The following is a 21,623-nucleotide window of genomic DNA, read 5'->3' on the forward strand; positions in this document are numbered from 1 at the left end:
ACCGCAGGCTTAACAGAGGCTTACCGGAAACCCCTTGATGTATCAGGGTAAATCAACGCTTACCTGGCGTCGCTGCCGGCGCCGCTCCAGCCACAGGGAAAGCCTGAAAATCCAGTAGATTACGGCCACGATCACATGCAGCAGAATGATCAGCCGGTTGGGTCCGAAGATCTGCGGAAGCAGGCCGTACATGAGGATCTGGCCGCCTGCGGCCAGCACCCAGATGACCGGTCCCCAGGAAACGGTCAGCCAGAGGCCGAGCGAGGCGACCGGGAAAAGAACGGCAAGGGAGGTGCTTGCGACCTTCCACGGCAGGCTCAACAGATCGAAGCGGCCGGCGCCGACAAGCGAATAGCCGACGAGCATCGCCCAATATTGCAGGCCGAACCAGAAGCAGGAAACGGCAACGAGCCGCAGGAAGAAGATAAAGAGGATATCCGTCAGCGTCCGCTTCGGTATCGTCGGAGAATCGGTTTCCATGGCGGGACATCACACTCGAGTTGCGGCTTCAGTTGTTCGGCTTTCATCCGCCGCGGCCAATCGTCCGGTTTGGATTTTCCGGGGCGCATGATAATGAGCGCTCCGATAAATGGAATGGCCCAGGGACAGATATCATGCAGGACAAGACGCATCTCGTCGATGAAATCACCGGTCACCGCCGCATGCGGCGCAACCGCAAGGCGGACTGGACGCGCCGGCTGGTGCAGGAAAACCGCCTGACGGTTGACGATCTGATCTGGCCGATCTTCATCGTTCCGGGAACCGGTATCGTCGATCCGATCCCCGCTATGCCTGGCGTCAACCGCATGAGCGTCGACAAGGCGGTCGAGGCGGCGAAGGAAGCAGCCGATCTCGGCATCCCGGCGCTTGCCACTTTCCCCGACATCGAGATGGAATTGCGCGACGAAACGGGCTCCAACAGCCTGGTTGCCAATAACCTTATCAATCAGACGACGGCGGCCATCAAAAAGGCTGTACCCAATATCGGCATTATTACGGATGTGGCGCTCGACCCCTTCACCAGCCATGGACATGACGGCATCCTGCGCGACGGCGAGATCGTCAATGACGAAACGGTCGACCAGGTGGTCCGGGCGGCGATCCTGCAGGCCGATGCCGGCGCCGATATCATCGCCCCATCCGAGATGATGGACGGGCGCATCGGCGCGATCCGCCGCGGGCTCGATGCCGCCGGGCACCAGAGCGTCGGCATCATGTCCTATGCCACGAAATTTTCTTCCGGCTTCTATGGTCCCTATCGCGAAGCGATCAACACCAAGGGCCTGCTGAAGGGCGACAAGAACAGCTATTACATCAATCCGGCGAACGGCACCGAAGCGATCCGCGATGCCGCACTCGATGTCGAGGAAGGCGCCGACATGCTGATGGTCAAGCCGGGGCTTGCCTATCTCGACATCTGCTGGCGCGTGAAGGAGGCTTTCGGCCTGCCGACTTTCGCCTATCAGGTGTCAGGCGAATATTCGCAGATCAAGGCTGCGGCGATGAACGGCTGGATCGATGGCGAGCGGATCATGATGGAGACGCTGCTGGCCTTCAAGCGCGCCGGCTGCGACGGCATCCTCACCTATTTTGCGCCGGAAGTGGCGAAAATCCTCGCAAAAAGGTGATTTTCTGGCGAATTATTGTATTTCCCCCTGACGATACCATATCAGCGGCATCGTCTTTCGAAGGGAGATATGGATGAGCTACAACCCCAATCCGCTTTATGCCGCACCGGAGGACTGGCGCGCCTATAGTGGTGTGCTCAGCCGTCGCGTCTTCGCATTCATCCTCGACTACATCATTATCGCCCTGCTCTGCATTCCGGCAGCGATCGTGGTGTTCTTCCTCGGGATCGTCACCTTCGGGCTCGGCTTTATTCTTTTCCCGGCCCTGTACGTCATCGTCGCGGGCATCTACTTCGGCCTGGGTGTCGGCGGTCCGTTACAGGCCTCGCTCGGCATGCGCGCAATGGGTATCGCGATCGTGCGCGTCGACGGACGTCAGATGGACTTCTTCATGGCGATCGCGCATCTGGCGCTGTTCTGGATCCTGAACTCAGTGCTGACGCCGCTGATTCTGCTGGTCGGCCTCTTCACAGAGCGCTCGCGCCTGCTGCACGATTTCCTCGTCGGCACGGCAACGATCCGCACCAGCTGATCCCTTCCCGGCGGGGGACGAAATAAAGTCTCCCCCCGCCCTTTGCCGGCCACAAAAGGGCGCCATATCCAAGAAATCGAATATTCGATTGCGCGGCACTGAATGCCGCGCTGTTGACGTTTTTTATTCTTGCGTCATGCTGTCTGGAATGACAGGCGCCCCGAAAGGAAATCTCCGCAAGAGATGAATACGCAGACCACGCCATCCCCTCAGTTTTATCTGACGGCTCCGGCTACCTGTCCGTATCTGCCGCATGAGATGGAGCGTAAGGTCTTCACCCATCTCGTCGGACCACGGGCAGCCGAGATGAATGATATCCTGACCCAGGGTGGCTTCCGCCGTTCGCAGAACATTGCCTACCGCCCTGCCTGCGAGGCCTGTCGCGCCTGTGTCTCCGTGCGCATCCTGGCGCAGGAGTTCGAACCCACCAAATCGATGAAGCGGGTGCTGGCGAGCAATTCCGATATCATCGCCACGGAATTTCCGGCCCAGCCGTCGAGCGAGCAATATTCCCTCTTCCGCCGTTACCTCGACTTTCGCCACCAGCAGGGCGGCATGTCCGATATGACCGTGCTCGATTATGCGATCATGGTGGAAGACACACATGTGAACACCAAGATCATCGAATACCGCCGGCGCGAGGAAGGCTCCGGGCTGGAAACGCGGCCGAAGGGCGAATTGCTCGCTGCCGCACTGACCGACACGATGAGCGACGGGCTCTCCATGGTCTATTCCTACTTCAATCCTGACCTCGACCGGCGCTCGCTCGGCACCTTCATGATCCTCGATCATGTGCGCCGCACGAGAGCGCTCGGCCTGCCGCATGTCTATCTCGGCTACTGGGTTCAAGGATCGCGGAAGATGGACTACAAGACACGCTTCCAGCCGCAGGAACATCTGACGCCGCGCGGCTGGGAACGCTTCGATCCCTCTTCCCTCGAGGACGATCCGCAGGACTGATGCCCCTTCCCCACCTTTCCGATCATCGGAAAGGCCTGCTGCTGACGGCAGTCGGCGGGCTGGCGCTTTCCATGGACATTCCACTCGTCCGCCTCGCCGATGGCGAGATCTGGTCGATCCTCAGCGCGCGGAGCGTGGCGACGGTTCTTGCCACGTTCGTCATTCTGATTGCAATGCGCCTTTTCTCCGGCAGGTGGCCACTGCTCGTTCCGGGTCGCCCCGGCCTGCTGGCCGGGCTGCTCTACGGCCTCTCTTCCGTGACCTTCGTATTGGCAGTCTTCAACACAGCCACCGCCAATGTTGTCTTCATCGTCGCCTTCAACCCGATGTTCGGTGCGCTGCTGTCCTGGCTGTTTCTCAAGGAGAAGCCGCAGCCGGTGACTTTGATCGCCATGCTGTTCATGATCTTCGGCGTCGGGCTGATCGTACGCGAGGGACTTTCGAGCGGCCACGTCTTCGGCGACGCCATGGCACTTTTGAGCGCGCTGGTGCTTGCCGCCTCCATCACTGTCGGACGGGCCTCGCGCCGGGAGATGGGTTTCGTTCCGCTGCTTGCCGCAATCCTGCCAGCCGCAGTCGGCATGATGCAGGTCCTGCCTTCAGGACTCTCAATCAACCATCCCGGCTGGATCGTCTTTAACGGCGCTATCATGATGCCGGTCGCCTTCTGGTGCCTGGCGATGGGACCGCGCTACCTCTCCGCGCCCGAAGTCGGCATGTTCTACCTGCTGGAAACGGTACTCGCGCCGATCTGGGTCTGGCTAATCTTCGCTGAAACACCCTCCACCATGACGCTCGTCGGCGGTGCGATACTCGTTGCGGCGATTGCCGCCCATTCCGTCTGGATGGTGAAAGGCAAGAGTGTTCAGCCCGCTTGATCGGCCCGCTCACGCCATAGCGCCGGCGGACTGGCCTGCTTCCGGACTCAATCGTTTCGAACCAGCGGAAAGCTCCAGTTCCCGATCCAGCCCTTCGACGATATGCGTCCAGCCCTGGCGGGTCTTTTCCTCATATTCCGCCCATTCCGCGCACATTTCATGCGTGAGGGTGAGGCGGCTACCGCTGCCCAGGGGTTCGATATCGATTTCGACGCGATCGCAATTGTGGTCGTGCTCCTCGACCGAAAAGCAGAAGACGATGTGTCTGGGGCGCTTCAACTCCAGGAATACGCCGTGATGAAAGGCGTCGCCGGTCGGGCGGCGGTCGACGATGATGAAACGGCCGCCGACGCGCGGCTCGATATCGGCGCGGATGACATGACCGTCGTCGGTCGCGAATAAAAAGCGGCGAGCGATTTCGGGATTGAGCCAGGCATCATAAACCGTGGCGGGCGGCGCCCTATAGCTGTGGGAGACATGCAGTTTGATGGTATTGGCGGTAGACATCGGCGTTCCTCCGTTGGTGGGCCTCCGTTGTTGGGGCCTCCATTGTTCGCGCGCGCTCCCAAGCGCACGGCTTATGGCCGTCCCGTCCGCCCACGGAACGACATTGCCCTTCTTGTTGGCCCTTCTTTTGGGTGACAGGACTGAAATAGAGGAATTGCTCCGCCCGCCAAGGGCGGAGCCTCAAAATTCCGGGATCAGCCGGCGAATTTACCGCTGCGCGGGAAGCCCTTCGGCACGGTGCGGCCGGCGGTGGCGCGGTCGGCCAGCCATTCGGCAAGCTCGTCTTTGTTCTTCGTGAAGGTGCGGCCGGCACTGTCTTCCCAGTTCAGGCCATCGGCGATGGCAAAGCAGCGAACGTCGGAAATGCCGCCATCCTTGTAGCGCTGCAGACGCACGCCCTTGCCACGCGTCATTTCCGGCACTTGGCTCAGCGGGAAGACCAGCATCTTGCGGTTCTCGCCGACGACGGCAACATGATCGCCGGTGACGGGAACGAGAAGCTTGGTTTCGTGCGGCATGGAGACGTTCATGATCTGCTTGCCCTTGCGGGTGTTGGCGACCATTTCCGTTTCCGGAACCACGAAACCATTTCCTTCCGTGGAGACAATCAGCATCTTGCGTGTCGCATCGTGAACGAAGGCCGTCAGCACGTCCTGATCGTTTTCCATGTCGATCATGATACGCAGCGGCTCGCCATGGCCGCGACCACCGGGCAGCTTGTCGCCGCCGAGCGTGAAGACCTTGCCACCGGTGGTGACGATCAGGATCTTGTCCGTCGTCTGCGCCGGGAAGGCCACCTTCAGGCCGTCGCCTTCCTTGAAGGTCAGCGCCGAAGTATCGGAGATGTGGCCCTTCAGAGCGCGAATCCAGCCCTTATCCGAGACGACGACGGTGATCGGTTCCTTCTCGATCATCGCATGCTGAATGGCTTCCTCGTCAGCGTCGGGAGCTTCGGCGAATTGCGTGCGACGACGGCCGACCTCGGTGGCCTTGGCGAATTTCTTCTTCACCTCGCCGATTTCCCAGGCGACCGTCTGCCACTGCTTCTCGTCGGATGCGAGCAGTGCTTCGATCTCGGCCTTTTCCTTGGTGAGTTCGTCGTGTTCCTTGCGGATCTCGAATTCTTCGAGCTTGCGCAGGGCGCGCAGCCGCATGTTGAGGATCGCCTCAACCTGATTGTCCGTCAGGTCCCAGCGCGCCATCATGACCGGCTTCGGCTCATCCTCCTCGCGGATGATGCGGATCACCTCATCGATATTGAGGTAGGCGATCAGCAAACCGCCGAGGATTTCCAGCCGCCTGTCGATGGCCGCCAGGCGGAAGCGCGAGCGGCGCTGAAGAACGTCGCGACGGTGCGCCAGCCACTCCTTCAACACGTCGTTCAGCGCCATAACGCGCGGGATCACGCCCATCGACAGGACGTTCATGTTCAGCGGGAAGCGGCTTTCCAGCTCCGTCAGCTTGAACATGGATTCCATGAGGATGGTCGGATCGACCGTGCGGCTCTTCGGCACCAGTACGACGCGGATATCTTCGGCCGACTCATCCCTGATATCTTCCAGCAGCGGCAGCTTGCGGGCGATCAGCAGTTCGGCGATCTTTTCGATCAGGCGCGACTTCTGCACCTGGAAAGGAATTTCGGTGACGATGATCTGGTAGCCGCCCCGGCCGAGATCTTCCGTCTCCCATTTCGCACGCACGCGAAAACCGCCGCGGCCGGTGCGGTAGCTCTCGATGATGCTCTCTTTATTATCGATGATGATGCCACCCGTCGGAAAATCCGGGCCGGGGATGAATTCGACGAGCTTCTCGATGGTGGCATCGGGATGCTTGATCAGATGCAGCGCGGCGTCGCAGACCTCGTGTACATTGTGCGAGGGAATGGACGTCGCCATGCCGACTGCGATGCCCGAAGAACCGTTCGCGAGAAGGTTCGGGAAGGCGCCGGGAAGAACGATCGGCTCGGAATTGGATTCGTCGTAGGTGTCGCGGAAATCGACGGCATCCTGATCGATGCCTTCGAGCAGCAGCTCGGAGACCGCGGTCATCTTCGATTCTGTGTATCGCATGGCGGCAGGACTGTCGCCGTCGATATTGCCGAAGTTGCCCTGCCCGTTCACCAGCGTGTAGCGCTGCGAAAAGTCCTGGGCCAGACGCGCGAGCGCGTCATAGATCGACTGGTCGCCGTGCGGGTGATAGTTACCCATCACTTCGCCGACGATCTTTGCACATTTCCTGAAGGCCGCGGTCGGCCGCAGGCCCATGTCGTGCATCGCATAGACGATGCGGCGATGAACCGGCTTCAGGCCGTCGCGCACGTCAGGCAGCGCGCGGTGCATGATGGTCGAAAGCGCATAGCGAAGATAGCGCTCTTCGAGCGCCGCCTTCAGGTCGACCGGTTGAATATTGTCGCCGTCTCCGCCAGAAGGCGGTAAAATCTCTTGTCCCATGGAACCCTGACTAACTCAGAAGTGCCTGTGGGGCAAGGAATCCGGGCGCTCCGGCTGTGGATGACGTCTTCCTGCTGACATGAAAGACGGGAAAAGTATCGCCCGAATTTGGACTTTGTTTGCCGATCCTCTCAACAGAAATTTAGGGGTCTGCAAAATATAAAGCCGGACCGTTCCGCAGTCGCTTCATTGCAATATTCAACGGCACACACCACCAGGGGACTTTCTCATGACCTTTTACCGCACAACGCGGCTGATGCTGTCGAGCGCAGCCCTTCTTTCGTTCGCCGGTTCTGCGTTCGCGCTGGACGGCCAGGATCTCCTGACGAAGATCAATGCCGCCTACAGCCAGCAGGGCGGGATGACTGTCGCCGCGGATGGCGTCGATATCGACGGCACGACCGTCACGCTCAAGAACCTCAGCATCAAGCCGGCTGGCGGCGAACCGGTCTCCATCGGCGAGGTCACCCTCTCCGGCGTGGAAGAGCAGGATGACGGCAGCTACTATATCGAAGAGGCCGCTTTCCCCGACATCAACTCGTCCAATGACGGCGTGACCTTCAGCGCCGCGGGACTGACGCTTGGTGGGATTTCCGTTCCCGCAAAGCCTGGAGACACCGTTGACTCCATGTTCTTCGCCGAAAGCGCTCATACTGGCGCGATCAAGATCGTCAAGGATGGCGCCGAGGTCTTCTCGGTGCTCGAAAGCGACGTAAACGCCACGCTGCGCGAAGACGAATCCGGCTTCGATCTAGACGGCGCTTTCAAAAGCATCAAGGCCGATCTCAGCCAAGCAGGCGACACTCCGGACAGCAAGGAAGCGCTCGAGAAGCTGGCGCTTCAGCACGTCCAAGGCGACATCAGCGTAAAGGGCGCCTGGGATCTCGAACCCGGTACAGTCGATCTGTCCGAGATTTCCCTCGACCTCACCAACGTCGGCAAGCTGAACTTCGGCTTCAAGGTCTCGGGCTACACGATGGCCTTCGTGAAATCGATGCAGGACGCCATCAAGCAGTCAGAAGCCAATCCGAACAAGGAAGAAGCACAACAAGCTCTTGGTCTTGCTATGCTCGGCCTTGCCCAGCAGCTCAGCTTCGAGGGCGCTCAGATCCGCTTCGAAGATGCGTCGATCACCAAGCGCGCGCTGGAATATGCCGGTTCGAAGCAGAATGTCTCCGGCCAGCAGATGGCGGATTCGCTGAAGGCCATGACGCCGATCATGCTGGCGCAGCTCAACATTCCGGAACTGCAGAATGCGATTTCAGCCGCCGTCAGCACCTTCCTCGACAATCCGAAGAGCCTGACCGTCAAGGCCACTCCGGACAAGCCGGTCGCCTTCCCGATGATCATTGGTGCTGCCATGGGTGCACCGAACACGGTGCCTCAGATGCTCGGCGTGAAGGTTTCGGCGAACGACTGAGTACTATTCCGATCCAACAAAAAAGCCCGGCAATCGTCTCGCCGGGCTTTTTTGTTGAGTAACTTCTGCCTCAGTCCTTCTTCTGCGGCGGGATCGGGCGGATCGCCAGTTCGCGCAGCTGGGTGGGTGTTGCCGGGGTCGGCGCGCCCATCAGCAGGTCCTGGGCCTGCTGGTTCATCGGGAAGAGCGAGATTTCGCGCAGGTTCTTGGCACCGACGAGCAGCATGACGATACGGTCGATACCGAAGGCAGCACCACCGTGCGGAGGCGCGCCATACTGGAAGGCACGGTAGAGGCCGCCGAAACGATCCTCGACGTCCTGCTGGCTCAAGCCGACCTTTTCGAAGGCGGCTACCATGGTCTCCGGCGACTGGTTACGGATCGAGCCCGAGGCGATTTCGAAGCCGTTGCAGACGGCATCGTACTGGAAGGCCTTGATCGTCAACGGATCCTGGTTGGTCAGTGCATCGAGGCCGCCCTGCGGCATCGAGAACGGGTTGTGGGCGAAGTCGACCTTCTTTTCTTCTTCGTTCCATTCGAAGAACGGGAAGTCGACGATCCAGCACAGTTCGAAGCGGTCGCGATCGACAAGGTTCAGTTCCTCACCCGCCTTGGTGCGGGCTTCACCGGCGAACTTGTAGAACTTGGCGGGATCGCCGGCAACGAAGAAGCAGGCGTCGCCGTCACCGAGGCCGAGCTGCGTGCGGATCGCGTCGGTACGCTCCTCGCCAATGTTCTTGGCAAGCGGACCTGCGCCCTCAAGCTTTTCGCCTTCCTTGCGCCAGAAGATGTAGCCGAGGCCTGGCTGGCCGGTCGACTGCGCCCAGGCGTTCATGCGGTCGCAGAAAGCTCTGGAGCCGCCGGTCTTGGCCGGGATCGCCCAGACCTGAACCTTCGGGTTGGAGGCGATCATGTTGGCGAAGACTTTGAAGCCGGAGCCGGCGAAGTGGTCTGTCACGGCTTCCATGACGATCGGGTTACGCAGGTCCGGCTTGTCGGAGCCATACTTGCGGATTGCTTCGTCATAGGGAATGCGCGGCCATTCCTTGGTGACCGGCTTGCCTTCGGCAAATTCTTCGAAAATGCCGGTCATCAGCGGACCCATCGTGTTCCAGACGTCTTCCTGGGTCACGAAGCTCATTTCGAGGTCGAGCTGGTAGAATTCGCCCGGCAGGCGGTCGGCGCGCGGGTCTTCGTCGCGGAAGCAGGGTGCGATCTGGAAGTAGCGGTCGAAGCCGGCGACCATCAGCAGCTGCTTGTACTGCTGCGGAGCCTGCGGCAGGGCGTAGAAAGTGCCGGGATGAATGCGGCTCGGCACGAGGAAGTCACGCGCGCCTTCCGGCGACGAAGCCGTCAGGATCGGCGTCGTATATTCGGTGAAGCCAACATTGCCCATTTCGCGGCGCATGGCGGAGATCACCTGCGTGCGCTTGACGATGTTCTTGTGCAGCGTTTCGCGGCGCAGGTCGAGGAAGCGGTATTTCAGGCGAACGTCTTCCGGATAGTCCGGCTCGCCGAAGACCGGCAGCGGCAGTTCCTTGGCGGCGGAGAGAACTTCGATCTCCTGCGCATAGAGCTCGATCTCGCCGGTCGGCATGTTCTTGTTGACGGTGTCTTCAGTACGCGCCTTGACGAGACCGTCGACACGGATGACCCATTCGCCGCGAACGGTCTCTGCCTGTTTGAAGGCAGGCGAATCCGGGTCGGCAACGATCTGCGTCGTGCCGTAATGGTCGCGAAGGTCGATGAACAGCACGCCGCCATGATCTCGGACACGATGGACCCAGCCGGAAATACGGACAGTCGAGCCGACGTCCGACTTGCGAAGAGCGGCACATGTGTGGCTGCGGTAGCGGTGCATGATCTCAAATCCTGGCATTTGGCTTAAGACGGCGGCATGGCCGAAGACCTGCAGCGCCGACAAGAAAATCGGGCGGAAAAGCGCATGGACGCTCTGATTTGTCAAGGCTTGGCGCAGCCGACGGGCCGTTTGCCCCCTCGTTTCCGGAGGAGCTGGGGCGCTCTCGCTGCGGCAGTTTGGCCGAAGGCGGCATATTGCTGAAGACGCCAGTCAACTTTAAAAGGAGGCATCATTCAATACGGAGCCTGCCGATGCCCCTCCTCACACGCCGCAACTTGCTCAAGGCTTCCGCCGTCGCCGGCGCCTATGGCGCTGGCATGGCGGTCGCAGGGCGGTTCGGGCTGGCGAAGGCCGCACCTGAGCCGCATGTGCTGACGGCACGCAAGACCGCGGCGCAGATCGTCGATGCCGCGCCGACCCGGGACATCATGACATGGGGCGATGACGGCCTGCCGCCGGTGCTGCGCATGCCGCGGGGAAAGCCCTATGCGGCACGGCTAAGCAACAGCCTCGACGAGCCGACGACGATCCACTGGCATGGGCTGCGCATCGACAACAAGATGGACGGCGTGCCCTTCATGACGCAGCCCTATGTCTATACGGGCGACAATTTCGACTATCTCTTCACGCCGCCGGACGCCGGCACCTTCTGGTATCATCCGCATTGCAACACGCTGACCCAGATGGGCCACGGCATGACGGGCGTGCTTGTCATCGAAGATCCGTCCGATCCCGTCTTCGACGCCGAGGTCGTGCTCAATCTGCGCGACTGGCGGCTTGGCGGCGACGGTCAGTTCATTGCTCCCTTCCGCCCGCGCGATGCCGCTAAGGCCGGCACATATGGCACTGTGCGCACCGCGAACTGGCATCAGGAGCCGAAATATGATGCGCCCGCCGGCGGGCTGATCCGCCTGCGCATCGCCGTCACCGATGTGACCCGCGTCTTCCAGATGAAGATGGAAGGCGCCGATGCGACTGTGATCGCCATCGACGGTAATCCGGTGCCGAAGCGTTTCCCGCTGGATCTCCTGCAGATCGGACCGGGACAGAGGCTCGACCTCGCGGTTCGAATGCCTGACAGTGAGGGCGCAGTCGCGACACTGGAAGACATTCGCGGCACGACGCCGAAGGTGATCGCGAGCTTGCGCGCCACCGGGCAGTCACTGAAGCGCAATATCGGCGATCTCGGCGCACTCGCAGAAAATCCGGTGCCGAAGGCCGATCTCTCTTCGGCAGAAACAATCCCGCTCGTGCTTTCCGCCACGGCGGAGAGCGCGGCTGTCGAAAGCATCTGCGGCACGCTCGGTTACAGTTTCTGGGCTATCAACAAGGTGCCGTGGCCGGGTGATACGCCCGACCCGAGCGCGCCGCTTGCCGAACTGAAACTCGGCAAGAGCTATGTCTTCAATCTGGAAAACGTCACGCCGCATGCGCACCCGATCCATCTGCATGGCATGAGCTTCACCGTCATCTCGTCATCGACGCGCGAGGTGATGCCGCTCGTTTCCGACACCTATCTCATCCAGCCGGATGAAAAGGTGCAGCTCGCCTTTGTCGCCGACAATCCCGGCGACTGGATGCTGCATTGCCATATCATCGAGCACCAGAAGACGGGCATGACGAGCTATCTTCGCGTGGTTTGATATTGCTTGGCAGTGTAAAGGTCGGCTCTTATGAGCGGCATTAAAATCTTCGCCTTTATTATCCTGCCGGCGATGTCGCCATCGATGGATGGGTTGCCGTGCTTGCAAACGAACGCAGCACTCGCAGAAAGCACCGGCTGCGCCCCGGCGAATAAGGCTTCACGAAGGCGAAGGCCCCGCTCACCGTATTGACATATCTCTTCGAAAGGGGAAGGAAGGTTTAACTGACCTCTTCCTTGCGAATGAATTGATATGATCGAAACCACCGCCGATCTGGCGGCCGCCTGCAAAGAGCTGGCCAAGTCCGATTTCATTACCATCGATACTGAATTCCTGCGTGAGACAACCTTCTGGCCGGAACTGTGCCTGATCCAGATGGCGAGCCCGACGGTGGAAGTGCTGGTCGATCCGCTGGCAAAAGATATCGATCTAGCGCCCTTTTTCGAACTGATGGCCAATCCCGATGTGCTGAAGGTGTTTCATGCCGCGCGGCAGGATATCGAAATCATCTTCAATCGCGGCAACCTGATCCCTCACCCGATCTTCGATACGCAGGTCGCCGCCATGGTCTGCGGTTTCGGCGACAGCGTTTCCTACGACCAGCTCATCAGCCGCACCAAGAACGTCCATATCGACAAGTCCTCGCGCTTCACGGACTGGAGCCGCCGGCCGCTTTCCGACAAGCAGCTCGAATATGCGCTGGCCGACGTCACCCATCTGCGCGACGCCTATCTCTACCTCAAGGCCGAACTGGAGCGCGAAGGCCGTGCCTCCTGGCTGCGCGAGGAAATGGACATTCTGGAATCGCGTGAGACCTACGATATCCACCCTGACGATGCCTGGCAGCGGCTGAAGCTGCGCCTGCGCAAGCCGCAGGAGCTGGCGATCCTGAAATATGTCGCCGCCTGGCGGGAACGCGAGGCGCGGTCGCGCAATGTGCCGCGCTCGCGCGTGCTGAAGGACGACGCGATCTATGAGATCGCCCAGCAGCAGCCGAAGGACGCCGAGGCTCTCGGCCGCCTGCGCACGATTCCGAAGGGCTGGGAGCGCTCGGCCACGGGTGCTGCGGTGCTCGAAGCGGTCAACACTGCGCTGGCGCTGCCACGTTCCGAAATGCCGCACGTGCCGCGCCAGGCACAGCCGCCGGAAGGTGCGGCAGCGGCCGTCGAGCTTCTCAAGGTGCTGCTCAAGCTGATTTCCGAAAAGCACGGCGTGGCGCCGAAGGTAATCGCCAACAGCGACGACCTGGACAGAATTGCAGCCGAGGGCGAAACGGCCGAGGTCGCGGCCATGCATGGCTGGCGGCGCGATCTTTTCGGCGAACCGGCGCTGCAGCTCATCCGCGGCGAGATCGCCCTGCGCTTTGCCGGCCGCAAGGTCGAGACCGTCGCTCTGCAGGAGTGAATCCGAAAACTCTTGACCACCGCCCCGCGCCGGAAACAATAGCCGAATGAAGTGCTTCGGCGAAAGGTCGGCATGAGAGAGATATCCCCGGCGCAGAACTGGATCCTGATTGCGCTCGTCCTGGCGCTCAGCGGCGTGGTCTATGATCTGTACTTCTTTACCGGCCAGACGCCCGTCATCGGAGCGATCTTCGCGCTTTTCATCGGCATGCCCATCCTGGCCTTCGAGCGCAAGGTGTTTTTACGCGGCCTCTACCGGCGCATTCAGAGGCTGCCGACCCTTCTCTTCATCATCTCCGAGCTCGTGATCTACGAAATCCTGATGAGCATCGGCTTTGCGGCGGCCGGTTTTCTCCTCGCCGTGCTCGGCGCGCTGAAGCCCCCGAAGATGATCGACGTGCTGATCATGCCGTTCGATGTTTTCCTCTACGCACTTGCCGTGTGCGCCACGCTGATCTTCCTGCTCAGGGTGCGCGAATTGCTGGGGCGCGAAGTCTTCATCAGCATGCTGATCAGCCGTTATCGCAGACCGGTAAAGGAAGAACGCGTCTTCCTGTTCATCGATCTGGCAGAGTCCACCGCCTTTGCGGAAAAGCATGGTGACCTTCGCGCGCAGCAGCTTCTGAGTTCGCTATTTGCCGCCTTCGCCGAGCCGGTGCGGCGTCACAAGGGCCTGATCAACGACTATGTCGGCGATGCGGCGATCATCACCTGGCCTTTAGCGCGCGGCGTCAAGGATGCGCGCTGCGTGCGCTGCCTTTTCGATATCCTCGCCGATATCGAAGCCAATGCCGCAAGCTGGAAGAAGAGTTATGGCCAGGTGCCGAAGCTCAGGGCCGCCCTTCATGGCGGCAGCGTCATTACGGCCGAAGTCGGCGTCGATCATCACAAGATCAGCTTCTTCGGCGATACCGTGAACACCACCTCGCGGCTGGAGTCGCTCTGCCGGACACTCAACCGGCCGGTGCTGATCTCCGCCGAGCTTGCCCAACGCATGACGCTGCCTGAGGAAATTATCGGCGAAAACCTCGGCAATCACGCCGTGCGCGGCCGCGGCCAGGGGCTTGATGTCATCGCACTTTCCTCGCGCGCGGTGACCGTCCTCAATCAGCCAGGGACCCTCAGGCGCGGTTGAGACGGGGCTTTATCCGGCCGTCACCAAAGCTTCACCCAATCGTCAATGTGCCGACATGAATGCCCTGCTAAGCGGATGGCGCTTTTGCACTCCTTTCTATGGGGACATCATGAAGAACGTTCTTTTCGCTTCCGTATCACTTTTCATGCTCGTCGCAGGCTCCGCCTCCGCCGACCAGCAGCTTTTCCCGGCGAAGCTTACCGGCCAGGCCATCCTGCCTGCCAACACGCTGACCCCGGCTCCGGCCGATGCGCCGGCTTTTCTCAAGACCTCCGGCAAATTCACCACCCCGGACCGCAAGCGCACCGAAAAGCTCGGCACGGTTGACGGCAAGGACGGCGCCCGCGTGACCGACGTCAAGCTGCCGCTCGACGGCCAGCCGATCCAGGGCTTCTCCGGCATCAAGACCATGCCCGACGGCACTTTCTGGACGCTCTCCGACAACGGTTTCGGCTCGAAGTTCACCTCGTCCGACTCCATGCTGTTCCTGCATCAGCTGAAGTTCGGCTGGAATGCCAACAAGGTTGACGTCGTCAAGAACGTCTTCCTGTCCGACCCGAACAAGGTCGCTCCGTTCCCGATCGTCACGGAAGCCTCCGACACCCGTTATCTGACCGGCGCCGACTTCGACATCGAATCCGTACAGCCGGTTGCCGACGGCTTCTGGCTCGGCGACGAATTCGGCCCCTACCTCCTGAAGATCGACACCGAAGGCCGCCTGACCGACGTCATCCCCACCACGCTCGACGGCAAGCCGGTTCTCTCCCCCGACAATCCGCTGATCCAGCTGCCGGGCAACCCGGCTGCCAAGATGCCGGCCTTCAACCTCAAGCGCTCCGGCGGCTTCGAGGGCCTCGCCATGTCGAAGGACGGCTCCAAGCTCTACGGCCTGCTCGAAGGCGCCATCTACAATGACGGCCAGATGGAAACGGTTGACGGCCACACCGCCATCCGCGTCATCGAATTCGACGTCGCTTCCAAGAAGTGGACCGGCCGCAGCTGGCTCTATCCGTTCGAAGACAAGGGTGCTTCGATCGGTGACTTCAACATGCTCGACGACTCCACCGCTCTCGTCATGGAGCGCGACAACGGCGCCGGCACGAAGGACAAGGCTTGCGCCGATCCCAAGCAGCCGAAGCCCGATTGCTTCGAAGCTCCGGCCGAGCTGAAGCGCGTCTACAAGATCGAGTTCAACGATGCCAACGCCGGCAAGGCCGTTCGCAAGATCGGCTATATCGATCTCCTGAACATCCAGGATCCTGATAACAAGAAGAAGGCCGGCGATATCGCTGGCGTCTACAACATGCCCTTCGTGACGATCGAAAACGTCGACCGCGTCGACGCCACGCACATCATCATCGGCAACGACAACAACCTGCCGTTTTCGGCCGGCCGTGCCGTCAACAAGGCTGACAACAATGAGTTCAGCATCCTCGAAGTCGGCGAGTTCCTGAACGCGAAGTAATTCGGGTTTGGTGTGAGATTGAGGGGGCGGTGCGAGAGCGCCGCCCTTTTTGTTTCCTGACCTGTGTCAGGCTACCTTCGCTGGAGAAGGTCTATTCGAACCGGAACGCCAGCCGCTTGTTGGTCAGCTTCGACAATTGCTGCAGGCGGCCATCGAGCCGCTCGCCGGCGAAGTCGTGGTATTCGTGCGGCACCACGAATTCGAGATCGAGATCCGGGGACGAAGCCTTACGGAAGGTCAGGTTGCGCACAATGCCCGGCATGGAGGCCGAGAACAGGTAGACGACGCGCAGTATGCCACCGAGCAGCTTGGCGCGATCGACGAATTGCGGACCGGCGATCGAAGAGAGCGGCGCGGTAGAGCCGTCGTCGTGCAGGCCTTCGAAGCGGTAGTAATTGGTCAGCGCGATGAAGGCGCGGCCGGGATGACTGATGCCCACGAAGGAGGAGTGGGCAATGACGTTCAGCGCCTGGGCGCCGCGATAGTCGGGATGGGCGCGCCAGCTGATATCAGCCAGCAGGCAGGCTGCCTGACGATAACGGCTTTCCTCATCGGTTTCCTGAACGCCGAAGAACGGCATCATGCGGCCGGTCCAATCGGCCAGTTCGCGGGCATGTTCCGGCGAACGGGCGCGCAGGATGGCAAGCTCGCCGGCAGCAGCCAGCAGCGGATCGCTGCGGCGTTCGGATTCGGACAGCAGCGAAAAGAGATAGCCTTCGCGCACACCCTGCGCGGAGAAGGAGATCACTGAAGGCTTCATGGCGTTCAGCACTTCCTTCATGGCGATGGCGCCGAAGGGCAGCAGCGAACGGCGGTGCTTGGAAACCGCCTGCAGAGCCGGTTCCTTGGAATCCTTGGCTGTGACGACCTGATCCAGGAACTGCGTCATGCCCTCGAGGGAGATTTCATAGCCCTGCATCATGTGCAGCGGATAACGGGTGATCTCCATGTGCAGCTTGGCAATGTTTCGCCAGGTGCCGCCGACGGCATAGAAAGTACGCCCCTCCCCCTTGGAGAGCAGCTTGGCGGTCTTGACCTGCTTGCGGGCAAAAGCGCGCGCTTTGGCGAGCGACCCGCCGGCATATTCGGACAGACGCAGACCGCCCAGCGGCAGGGTAATACCGCCACTGACATCCTTGCCCCTGATATCGATCAGTTCCAGAGAACCGCCGCCAAGATCGCCGGCAATGCCATCGGGATTGTAAAAGCCGCTGATGATACCGAGCGATGCGAAGCGCGCCTCTTCCTCACCTGAGAGTATGCGGACATGGCGCTGCAGGATCGTCTCGGCCTGATGGATGAAATCGGGACCGTTGCTCGCCTCACGCGCGGCGGCTGTCGCCAGCACATACATGGTGGCGGCGCGCGCCTGATCGGAAAGAGCCTTGAAGCGATGAAGGGCCTGAAGCGCGCGTGCGACGCTTTCTTCATCCATCTTCCCGGTCAGGGCTATACCCTTGCCGAGGCCGCAGAGAACCTTTTCGTTGAAGAGGATGGTGGGCGAACGCGACAAGCCTTCGTAGACGACCAGACGGATGGAGTTCGATCCGATATCGACAACGGAGACCGGGGCGATACCCGGAAGTCGCCCCTGGGCTTCAGATTCAACCATTAGGTCCAGTTTACTTGTTGTTTCGGCCTTCGAGCAGACCGGCGATCAGCTTCGGCGCACTCGATTTCAGAGCTTCACCGCGGCCGGACAGGCTGGGATTGGTCATGAAATATTGCTGCGCATTAAACGGTTCTTCGCCCTTGCGCACTTCCATGCGCCGTGACGTACCGTCGGGCAATATCTCGTAGCTTTGTTGATTGTCAATCACATTGCCGAGCATAATCTGTGACAAAACCTGCTCGTGGACGGTCGGATTCGTCAGCGGAACGAGGGTTTCGACGCGGCGATCGAGGTTTCTCGGCATCATGTCCGCCGAGCCGATATAGACGAGAGCCTTGTCGGACGGCAGGCCGTAACCATTGCCGAAGCAGAAGATGCGGCTGTGCTCGAGGAAGCGGCCGACGATCGATTTGACGCGGATCCTGTCGGAGAGGCCCGGCACCAGCGGACGCAGGCAGCAGATACCGCGCACGACGAGATCGATCTCGACGCCTGCGCGGCTCGCCGTATAGAGCGCGTCGATGATATCAGGGTCGACCAGCGAGTTCATCTTCATCCAGATCGCCGCCGGGCGGCCGGCGCGGGCATGTTCGATCTCTTCGTTGATGTGGCGAAGGATGCGAGAGCGCAGCGTGTAAGGCGAAACGGCAAGCTGCATCCCTTCTTCCGGCTCACCGTAACCGGTGATGAAGTTGAAGATGTTCGCCATGTCGTGGGCGATCACAGGGTTGCAGGTGAAGAAGGACAGATCCGTGTAGATCTTCGCGGTGATCGGATGGTAGTTGCCGGTGCCGAGATGGCAGTAGGTGCGCAGCTTGCCTTCCTCACGACGGACGACGAGCGACATCTTGGCGTGGGTCTTGAGCTCGATGAAGCCGAAGACGACCTGCACGCCGGCGCGCTCAAGGTCGCGCGCCCAGCGGATATTGGCCTCTTCATCGAAGCGGGCCTTGAGCTCGACCAGCGCCGTCACCGACTTGCCGGCTTCGGCGGCGTCGACCAGAGCCCGCACGATCGGGCTGTCGTTGGAGGTGCGGTAGAGCGTCTGCTTTATAGCCAAAACATCAGGATCGTGCGCAGCCTGGAGAAGGAACTGGACCACCACATCGAAGGACTCGTAGGGATGGTGGACCACCATGTCCTTTTCTCTGATGGCGGCGAAGCAATCACCGGCGTGTTCACGAACACGTTCTGGAAATCGCGCATTGTAGGGCGGAAAACGCAGGTCGTCGCGCGGCGCCTTGGTGATTTCAGAGAGTGTGTTGAGCGCCAGCAGGCCGGGCAGAACGGCAACGCGGTTATCCGGAATGCTGAGCGCCTGAACCACGAACTGGCGCAGCGAGGCCGGCATTTCGGAATCCGTCTCGATGCGGATGACCTTGCCGCGGCGGCGGCGCTTGAGCGCGGTCTCAAAGAAGCGGACGAGATCTTCGGCCTCTTCCTCGACTTCGATATCGCTGTCTCTGATGACGCGGAAGGTACCCGAGCCCTGCACCTCATAACCCGGATAGAGCCGGTGGATGAAGATGTTGGCGACGTCTTCCAGCGTAATGTAGCGGATCGTGTTGCGATCGTCTGGCAGGCGGACGAAACGATCTAGCGCTGGCGGCAGGCGCAGCAGCGCCGTCATCGGATCGCGGCCGCTGCGGCTGACGAGCTGCAGGCCGATCGAGAAGCCGAGGTTCGGAATGAACGGGAATGGATGGGCAGGATCGATGGATAGCGGCGTCAGGACCGGGAAGATCGATTGCTCGAACTCGTTTGCCAGCCACTGGCGGTCGGCATCGCTAAGCGCACCCGGACGCACGATCAGGATGTCTTCCTTGGCGAGATACTGCTGCAGGACGGCGAGCGAGGCCTGCTGCTCCATCTGCAGATGATCGATCTCGCTCAGGATCGAATCGAGCTGTTCGGCGGGAGTGCGGCCATCAGGGCTCTTGACGACGATGCTCTGGCGCACCTGACCTTCGAGGCCGGCGACACGCACCATGAAGAATTCGTCGAGGTTGGCGGCCGAGATCGACAGGAAGCGCACACGCTCCAAGAGCGGATGCTCGGTGTTCAGCGTCTCCTCAAGGACACGGCGGTTGAACTGCAGCCAGGAGAATTCGCGGTTGATAAAGCGCTCGGGGCTGGAGAGAAGCTGCTCCAGCGGCGGTTGGTCCGCGCTGTTGTCCGGAGTGGGTTCCTGATGTTCCTGGTATGCGCTGTCCATGGTCCACTCACCCTGCTTTCAATCGCTTTCGGCGAATATATCAGTTTCACGACGGAACTGTGACAGTCAATCGCACGAGCCGGAATTTCCCAATTCATTCAATACTTCAGCAGCGAGCGAACGGGTAATCCCTGTGCCTCTGGAAAGCGCCAGCCGATCGAGCCTTTCGACAATCGTCTGGGCGGCGTTGAGCGACCGCTCCATACGATTGACGATATAAAGGACGAGTTTGTCATCTATATAAAGCTGCCGGTCGGCGAAGAGCTTAACGATGACCTGCGACAGCAATTCCTCGTCCGGCTCGCCGATCTCGACGACCGTCGCGGCCTTCAGGCGCGAGCGCAGATCGGGCAGCGTGACCGGCCAGGACATGGGCCAGAGGCGGCTGGTCATCAAGAGGCCGGTGCCGTTTTCCCGCACGCTGTTGATGACATGGAAGAGCGAGGCGTCATCGAAGCCTGTCCGGTCGACGTCCTCGAACAACACGGGGCCGTTGGCGGCCGCGACTGCCGCATCGGAACCGGCCACGGGATGGATGATTTCCGCCCCGCTCAGTTCCTTCCAGATGCCGGCGAGATGCGATTTTCCGGAGCCGACGGGACCGGCAAGGATGACGACCGGCGACGGCCAGTTCGGCCAGGCATCGACGATCGAAACCGCAGCAGCGAGACGTTCCGACATCAGGAGGTCGTCGCGGCCGGTTGCAGCGTCATGCGAAAAGGCCAAGGGAAGCTGTTCTCCGGCCTTGCGCTTCGGATCAGCGTTCTTCACGTCATTCATCGGAAACAGATTTCGTCTTCCCGGCCCGGTCGCTCGGCAACCTGCCATAGTAGAGATCGCTTTGAAGGTAGCGCGAAAGCGCAAAGCGGACAAGCACGCCGACAGCGGCAGCGGCCGGCACCGCGATCAGCAGACCGACGAAACCAAAGAGCGCGCCGAAGGCAAAGAGCGCGAACATCAGCCAGACGGGATGCAGGCCGACGCTTGAGCCAACGAGCTTCGGCTGGAGGATGTTACCTTCGAGAAACTGGCCACTGAAGAAGACGGCGAGAACAGCGACGATCCAGACATAATCCGGCCAGAACTGGACGATCGCCACGCCGATTGCGAGCACAAGCCCGACCATCGAGCCGACATAGGGGATGAAGCTGATCATGCCGGCGAAAAGCCCGATGAGCAGGCCGAAATTCAGGCCTACGATCGAGAGGCCAACAGCATAATAAATGCCGAGGATGAGGCAGAGCGAACCCTGCCCTCTAATAAAGCCGGCAATCGCCTGATCCATCTCCCTGGCGATCTGGCGCACGTCGTTCACGTAATCGCGCGGCACCCACTGATCGACCTTGGCGACCATGCGATCCCAATCGAGCAGGATGTAGAAGGCGACAACCGGCGTGATGACGAGCAGCGAGATGACGTCGACGATCGCCTTGCCGGAATTCCAGATCTGGGCAAAGAGCCCCGTCAGGAAACCCATGCCTTCCGACAGGATGGTGGAGAAATTGTTCTTGATGGTGCCGAGCTGGCTTTTGATCCAGCCGGGCAGCACGGATTCCTGGTAGTCGGAGACGAATTGCTGCAGCAGGGTGATATAGCCCGGCAGGCGCTGAGCGAAATCGTTGAACTGGTTGATGAGCACGGGAATGAGGATCATCAGCGCCAGCGCAAAGACGATGACGAAAGCCACCAGAATGACGATGGTTGCCATCAGGCGGCTCAAGCCCAGCCGCTCCAGCCTGTCGGCCACCGGATCGAGAAAATAAGCGATCGTCATGCCGGCAATGAAGGGCAGCAGGATCGAACTGAAGATGTAAAGGAAAGCGACGAAAACGAGCAGAACCGTCGCCCAGAAGATGACCTGGCGCTTTAATATCGTTCCGCTGACCTGTTGTGGCATCGCTTCCCCGCTGATCG

At 60.6% G+C, this 21,623-nt stretch carries 17 protein-coding genes; 9 read left to right on the forward strand and 8 right to left on the reverse strand.

All coding sequences use genetic code 11. The features are described from left to right. Positions 1–42: 42 nt before the first annotated feature. Complete coding sequence (locus AC1DM5_RS18535; protein ID WP_007819997.1) at positions 43–480, reverse strand: DUF6163 family protein; 438 nt, start codon at positions 478–480, stop codon at positions 43–45. Between the two features lie 134 nt (positions 481–614). On the opposite strand from AC1DM5_RS18535, the gene hemB reads away from it, so the two are divergent. From hemB to AC1DM5_RS18555, 4 genes are all read left to right on the forward strand, one after another. Then, positions 615–1,628: a porphobilinogen synthase gene (gene hemB / locus AC1DM5_RS18540; RefSeq protein ID WP_477820144.1), complete on the forward strand. Its 1,014-nt coding sequence runs from the start codon at positions 615–617 to the stop codon at positions 1,626–1,628. Positions 1,629–1,701: 73 nt separating this feature from the next. Continuing rightward, a complete protein-coding gene (locus AC1DM5_RS18545) occupies positions 1,702–2,160 on the forward strand; it encodes an RDD family protein (RefSeq protein WP_477820145.1) in 459 nt (152 codons plus the stop codon). A 183-nt stretch (positions 2,161–2,343) separates the two neighbouring features. Then, positions 2,344–3,120 carry an arginyltransferase gene (locus tag AC1DM5_RS18550; protein ID WP_477820146.1) on the forward strand — a complete coding sequence of 259 codons (777 nt, stop codon included), beginning with the start codon at positions 2,344–2,346 and terminating at the stop codon, positions 3,118–3,120. Then, the gene (locus AC1DM5_RS18555) at positions 3,120–3,998 is read left to right on the forward strand and encodes a DMT family transporter (RefSeq protein WP_477820147.1); all 879 of its coding nucleotides are present in this window, start codon (positions 3,120–3,122) and stop codon (positions 3,996–3,998) included. The genes AC1DM5_RS18550 and AC1DM5_RS18555 overlap by 1 nt, the downstream gene beginning before the upstream one ends. Before the next feature lie 9 nt (positions 3,999–4,007). Here the strand turns inward: AC1DM5_RS18555 and AC1DM5_RS18560 are convergent, their stop codons facing one another. Together AC1DM5_RS18560 and parC are read right to left on the reverse strand one after the other, a co-directional pair. Then, on the reverse strand, positions 4,008–4,505 hold the full coding sequence (locus AC1DM5_RS18560) for an SRPBCC family protein (RefSeq protein WP_477820148.1): 498 nt from the start codon (positions 4,503–4,505) through the stop codon (positions 4,008–4,010). Between the two features lie 194 nt (positions 4,506–4,699). Continuing rightward, on the reverse strand, positions 4,700–6,955 hold the full coding sequence (gene parC, locus AC1DM5_RS18565; RefSeq protein WP_477820149.1) for a DNA topoisomerase IV subunit A: 2,256 nt from the start codon (positions 6,953–6,955) through the stop codon (positions 4,700–4,702). 229 nt (positions 6,956–7,184) lie between these two features. Between parC and AC1DM5_RS18570 the strand changes: the two genes are divergently transcribed. Further along, positions 7,185–8,375 (forward strand): hypothetical protein, encoded by a 1,191-nt coding sequence (locus AC1DM5_RS18570; RefSeq protein WP_477820150.1) that lies wholly within the window; start codon positions 7,185–7,187, stop codon positions 8,373–8,375. 70 nt (positions 8,376–8,445) lie between these two features. Here AC1DM5_RS18570 and aspS read toward each other — a convergent pair whose 3' ends face one another. Then, positions 8,446–10,236 carry an aspartate--tRNA ligase gene (aspS, locus tag AC1DM5_RS18575; protein ID WP_477975403.1) on the reverse strand — a complete coding sequence of 597 codons (1,791 nt, stop codon included), beginning with the start codon at positions 10,234–10,236 and terminating at the stop codon, positions 8,446–8,448. 251 nt (positions 10,237–10,487) lie between these two features. Between aspS and AC1DM5_RS18580 the strand changes: the two genes are divergently transcribed. The 4 genes from AC1DM5_RS18580 (at position 10,488) to AC1DM5_RS18595 (ending at position 15,882) form a co-directional block, all read left to right on the forward strand. Further along, on the forward strand, positions 10,488–11,879 hold the full coding sequence (locus AC1DM5_RS18580; protein ID WP_477820152.1) for a multicopper oxidase family protein: 1,392 nt from the start codon (positions 10,488–10,490) through the stop codon (positions 11,877–11,879). Between the two features lie 252 nt (positions 11,880–12,131). Next, positions 12,132–13,283: a ribonuclease D gene (gene rnd, locus AC1DM5_RS18585; protein WP_477820153.1), complete on the forward strand. Its 1,152-nt coding sequence runs from the start codon at positions 12,132–12,134 to the stop codon at positions 13,281–13,283. 72 nt (positions 13,284–13,355) lie between these two features. Beyond that, positions 13,356–14,417, forward strand: coding sequence for an adenylate/guanylate cyclase domain-containing protein (locus AC1DM5_RS18590; protein WP_477820154.1), 1,062 nt, complete (start codon positions 13,356–13,358; stop codon positions 14,415–14,417). Between the two features lie 109 nt (positions 14,418–14,526). Continuing rightward, entirely contained in the window at positions 14,527–15,882 is a 1,356-nt protein-coding gene (locus AC1DM5_RS18595; RefSeq protein ID WP_477975405.1) for an esterase-like activity of phytase family protein, read from the forward strand. A 91-nt stretch (positions 15,883–15,973) separates the two neighbouring features. On the opposite strand, the gene ppx is transcribed toward AC1DM5_RS18595, so the two are convergent. The 4 genes from ppx to AC1DM5_RS18615 form a co-directional block, all read right to left on the reverse strand. Next, positions 15,974–17,494 (reverse strand): exopolyphosphatase, encoded by a 1,521-nt coding sequence (gene ppx, locus AC1DM5_RS18600; protein WP_477820156.1) that lies wholly within the window; start codon positions 17,492–17,494, stop codon positions 15,974–15,976. 10 nt (positions 17,495–17,504) lie between these two features. Further along, entirely contained in the window at positions 17,505–19,709 is a 2,205-nt protein-coding gene (locus AC1DM5_RS18605) for an RNA degradosome polyphosphate kinase (RefSeq protein ID WP_477820157.1), read from the reverse strand. Positions 19,710–19,775: 66 nt separating this feature from the next. Next, complete coding sequence (gene hdaA / locus AC1DM5_RS18610) at positions 19,776–20,489, reverse strand: DnaA regulatory inactivator HdaA (RefSeq protein ID WP_477820158.1); 714 nt, start codon at positions 20,487–20,489, stop codon at positions 19,776–19,778. Further along, a complete protein-coding gene (locus AC1DM5_RS18615) occupies positions 20,482–21,606 on the reverse strand; it encodes an AI-2E family transporter (RefSeq protein ID WP_477820230.1) in 1,125 nt (374 codons plus the stop codon). Before AC1DM5_RS18615 ends, hdaA begins: the two co-directional genes overlap by 8 nt. Between the last annotated feature and the right edge of the window lie 17 nt (positions 21,607–21,623).

It is taken from the genome of Rhizobium sp. 01T437 (assembly GCF_056398505.1).

Coding starts and splice junctions, on each gene's coding strand:
- AC1DM5_RS18535 (WP_007819997.1), bottom strand. CDS start 480: ATGGAAACCGATTCTCCGACGATACCGAAGCGGACGCTGACGGATATC.
- hemB (WP_477820144.1), top strand. CDS start 615: ATGCAGGACAAGACGCATCTCGTCGATGAAATCACCGGTCACCGCCGC.
- AC1DM5_RS18545 (WP_477820145.1), top strand. CDS start 1,702: ATGAGCTACAACCCCAATCCGCTTTATGCCGCACCGGAGGACTGGCGC.
- AC1DM5_RS18550 (WP_477820146.1), top strand. CDS start 2,344: ATGAATACGCAGACCACGCCATCCCCTCAGTTTTATCTGACGGCTCCG.
- AC1DM5_RS18555 (WP_477820147.1), top strand. CDS start 3,120: ATGCCCCTTCCCCACCTTTCCGATCATCGGAAAGGCCTGCTGCTGACG.
- AC1DM5_RS18560 (WP_477820148.1), bottom strand. CDS start 4,505: ATGTCTACCGCCAATACCATCAAACTGCATGTCTCCCACAGCTATAGG.
- parC (WP_477820149.1), bottom strand. CDS start 6,955: ATGGGACAAGAGATTTTACCGCCTTCTGGCGGAGACGGCGACAATATT.
- AC1DM5_RS18570 (WP_477820150.1), top strand. CDS start 7,185: ATGACCTTTTACCGCACAACGCGGCTGATGCTGTCGAGCGCAGCCCTT.
- aspS (WP_477975403.1), bottom strand. CDS start 10,236: ATGCACCGCTACCGCAGCCACACATGTGCCGCTCTTCGCAAGTCGGAC.
- AC1DM5_RS18580 (WP_477820152.1), top strand. CDS start 10,488: ATGCCCCTCCTCACACGCCGCAACTTGCTCAAGGCTTCCGCCGTCGCC.
- rnd (WP_477820153.1), top strand. CDS start 12,132: ATGATCGAAACCACCGCCGATCTGGCGGCCGCCTGCAAAGAGCTGGCC.
- AC1DM5_RS18590 (WP_477820154.1), top strand. CDS start 13,356: ATGAGAGAGATATCCCCGGCGCAGAACTGGATCCTGATTGCGCTCGTC.
- AC1DM5_RS18595 (WP_477975405.1), top strand. CDS start 14,527: ATGAAGAACGTTCTTTTCGCTTCCGTATCACTTTTCATGCTCGTCGCA.
- ppx (WP_477820156.1), bottom strand. CDS start 17,494: ATGGTTGAATCTGAAGCCCAGGGGCGACTTCCGGGTATCGCCCCGGTC.
- AC1DM5_RS18605 (WP_477820157.1), bottom strand. CDS start 19,709: ATGGACAGCGCATACCAGGAACATCAGGAACCCACTCCGGACAACAGC.
- hdaA (WP_477820158.1), bottom strand. CDS start 20,489: ATGAATGACGTGAAGAACGCTGATCCGAAGCGCAAGGCCGGAGAACAG.
- AC1DM5_RS18615 (WP_477820230.1), bottom strand. CDS start 21,606: ATGCCACAACAGGTCAGCGGAACGATATTAAAGCGCCAGGTCATCTTC.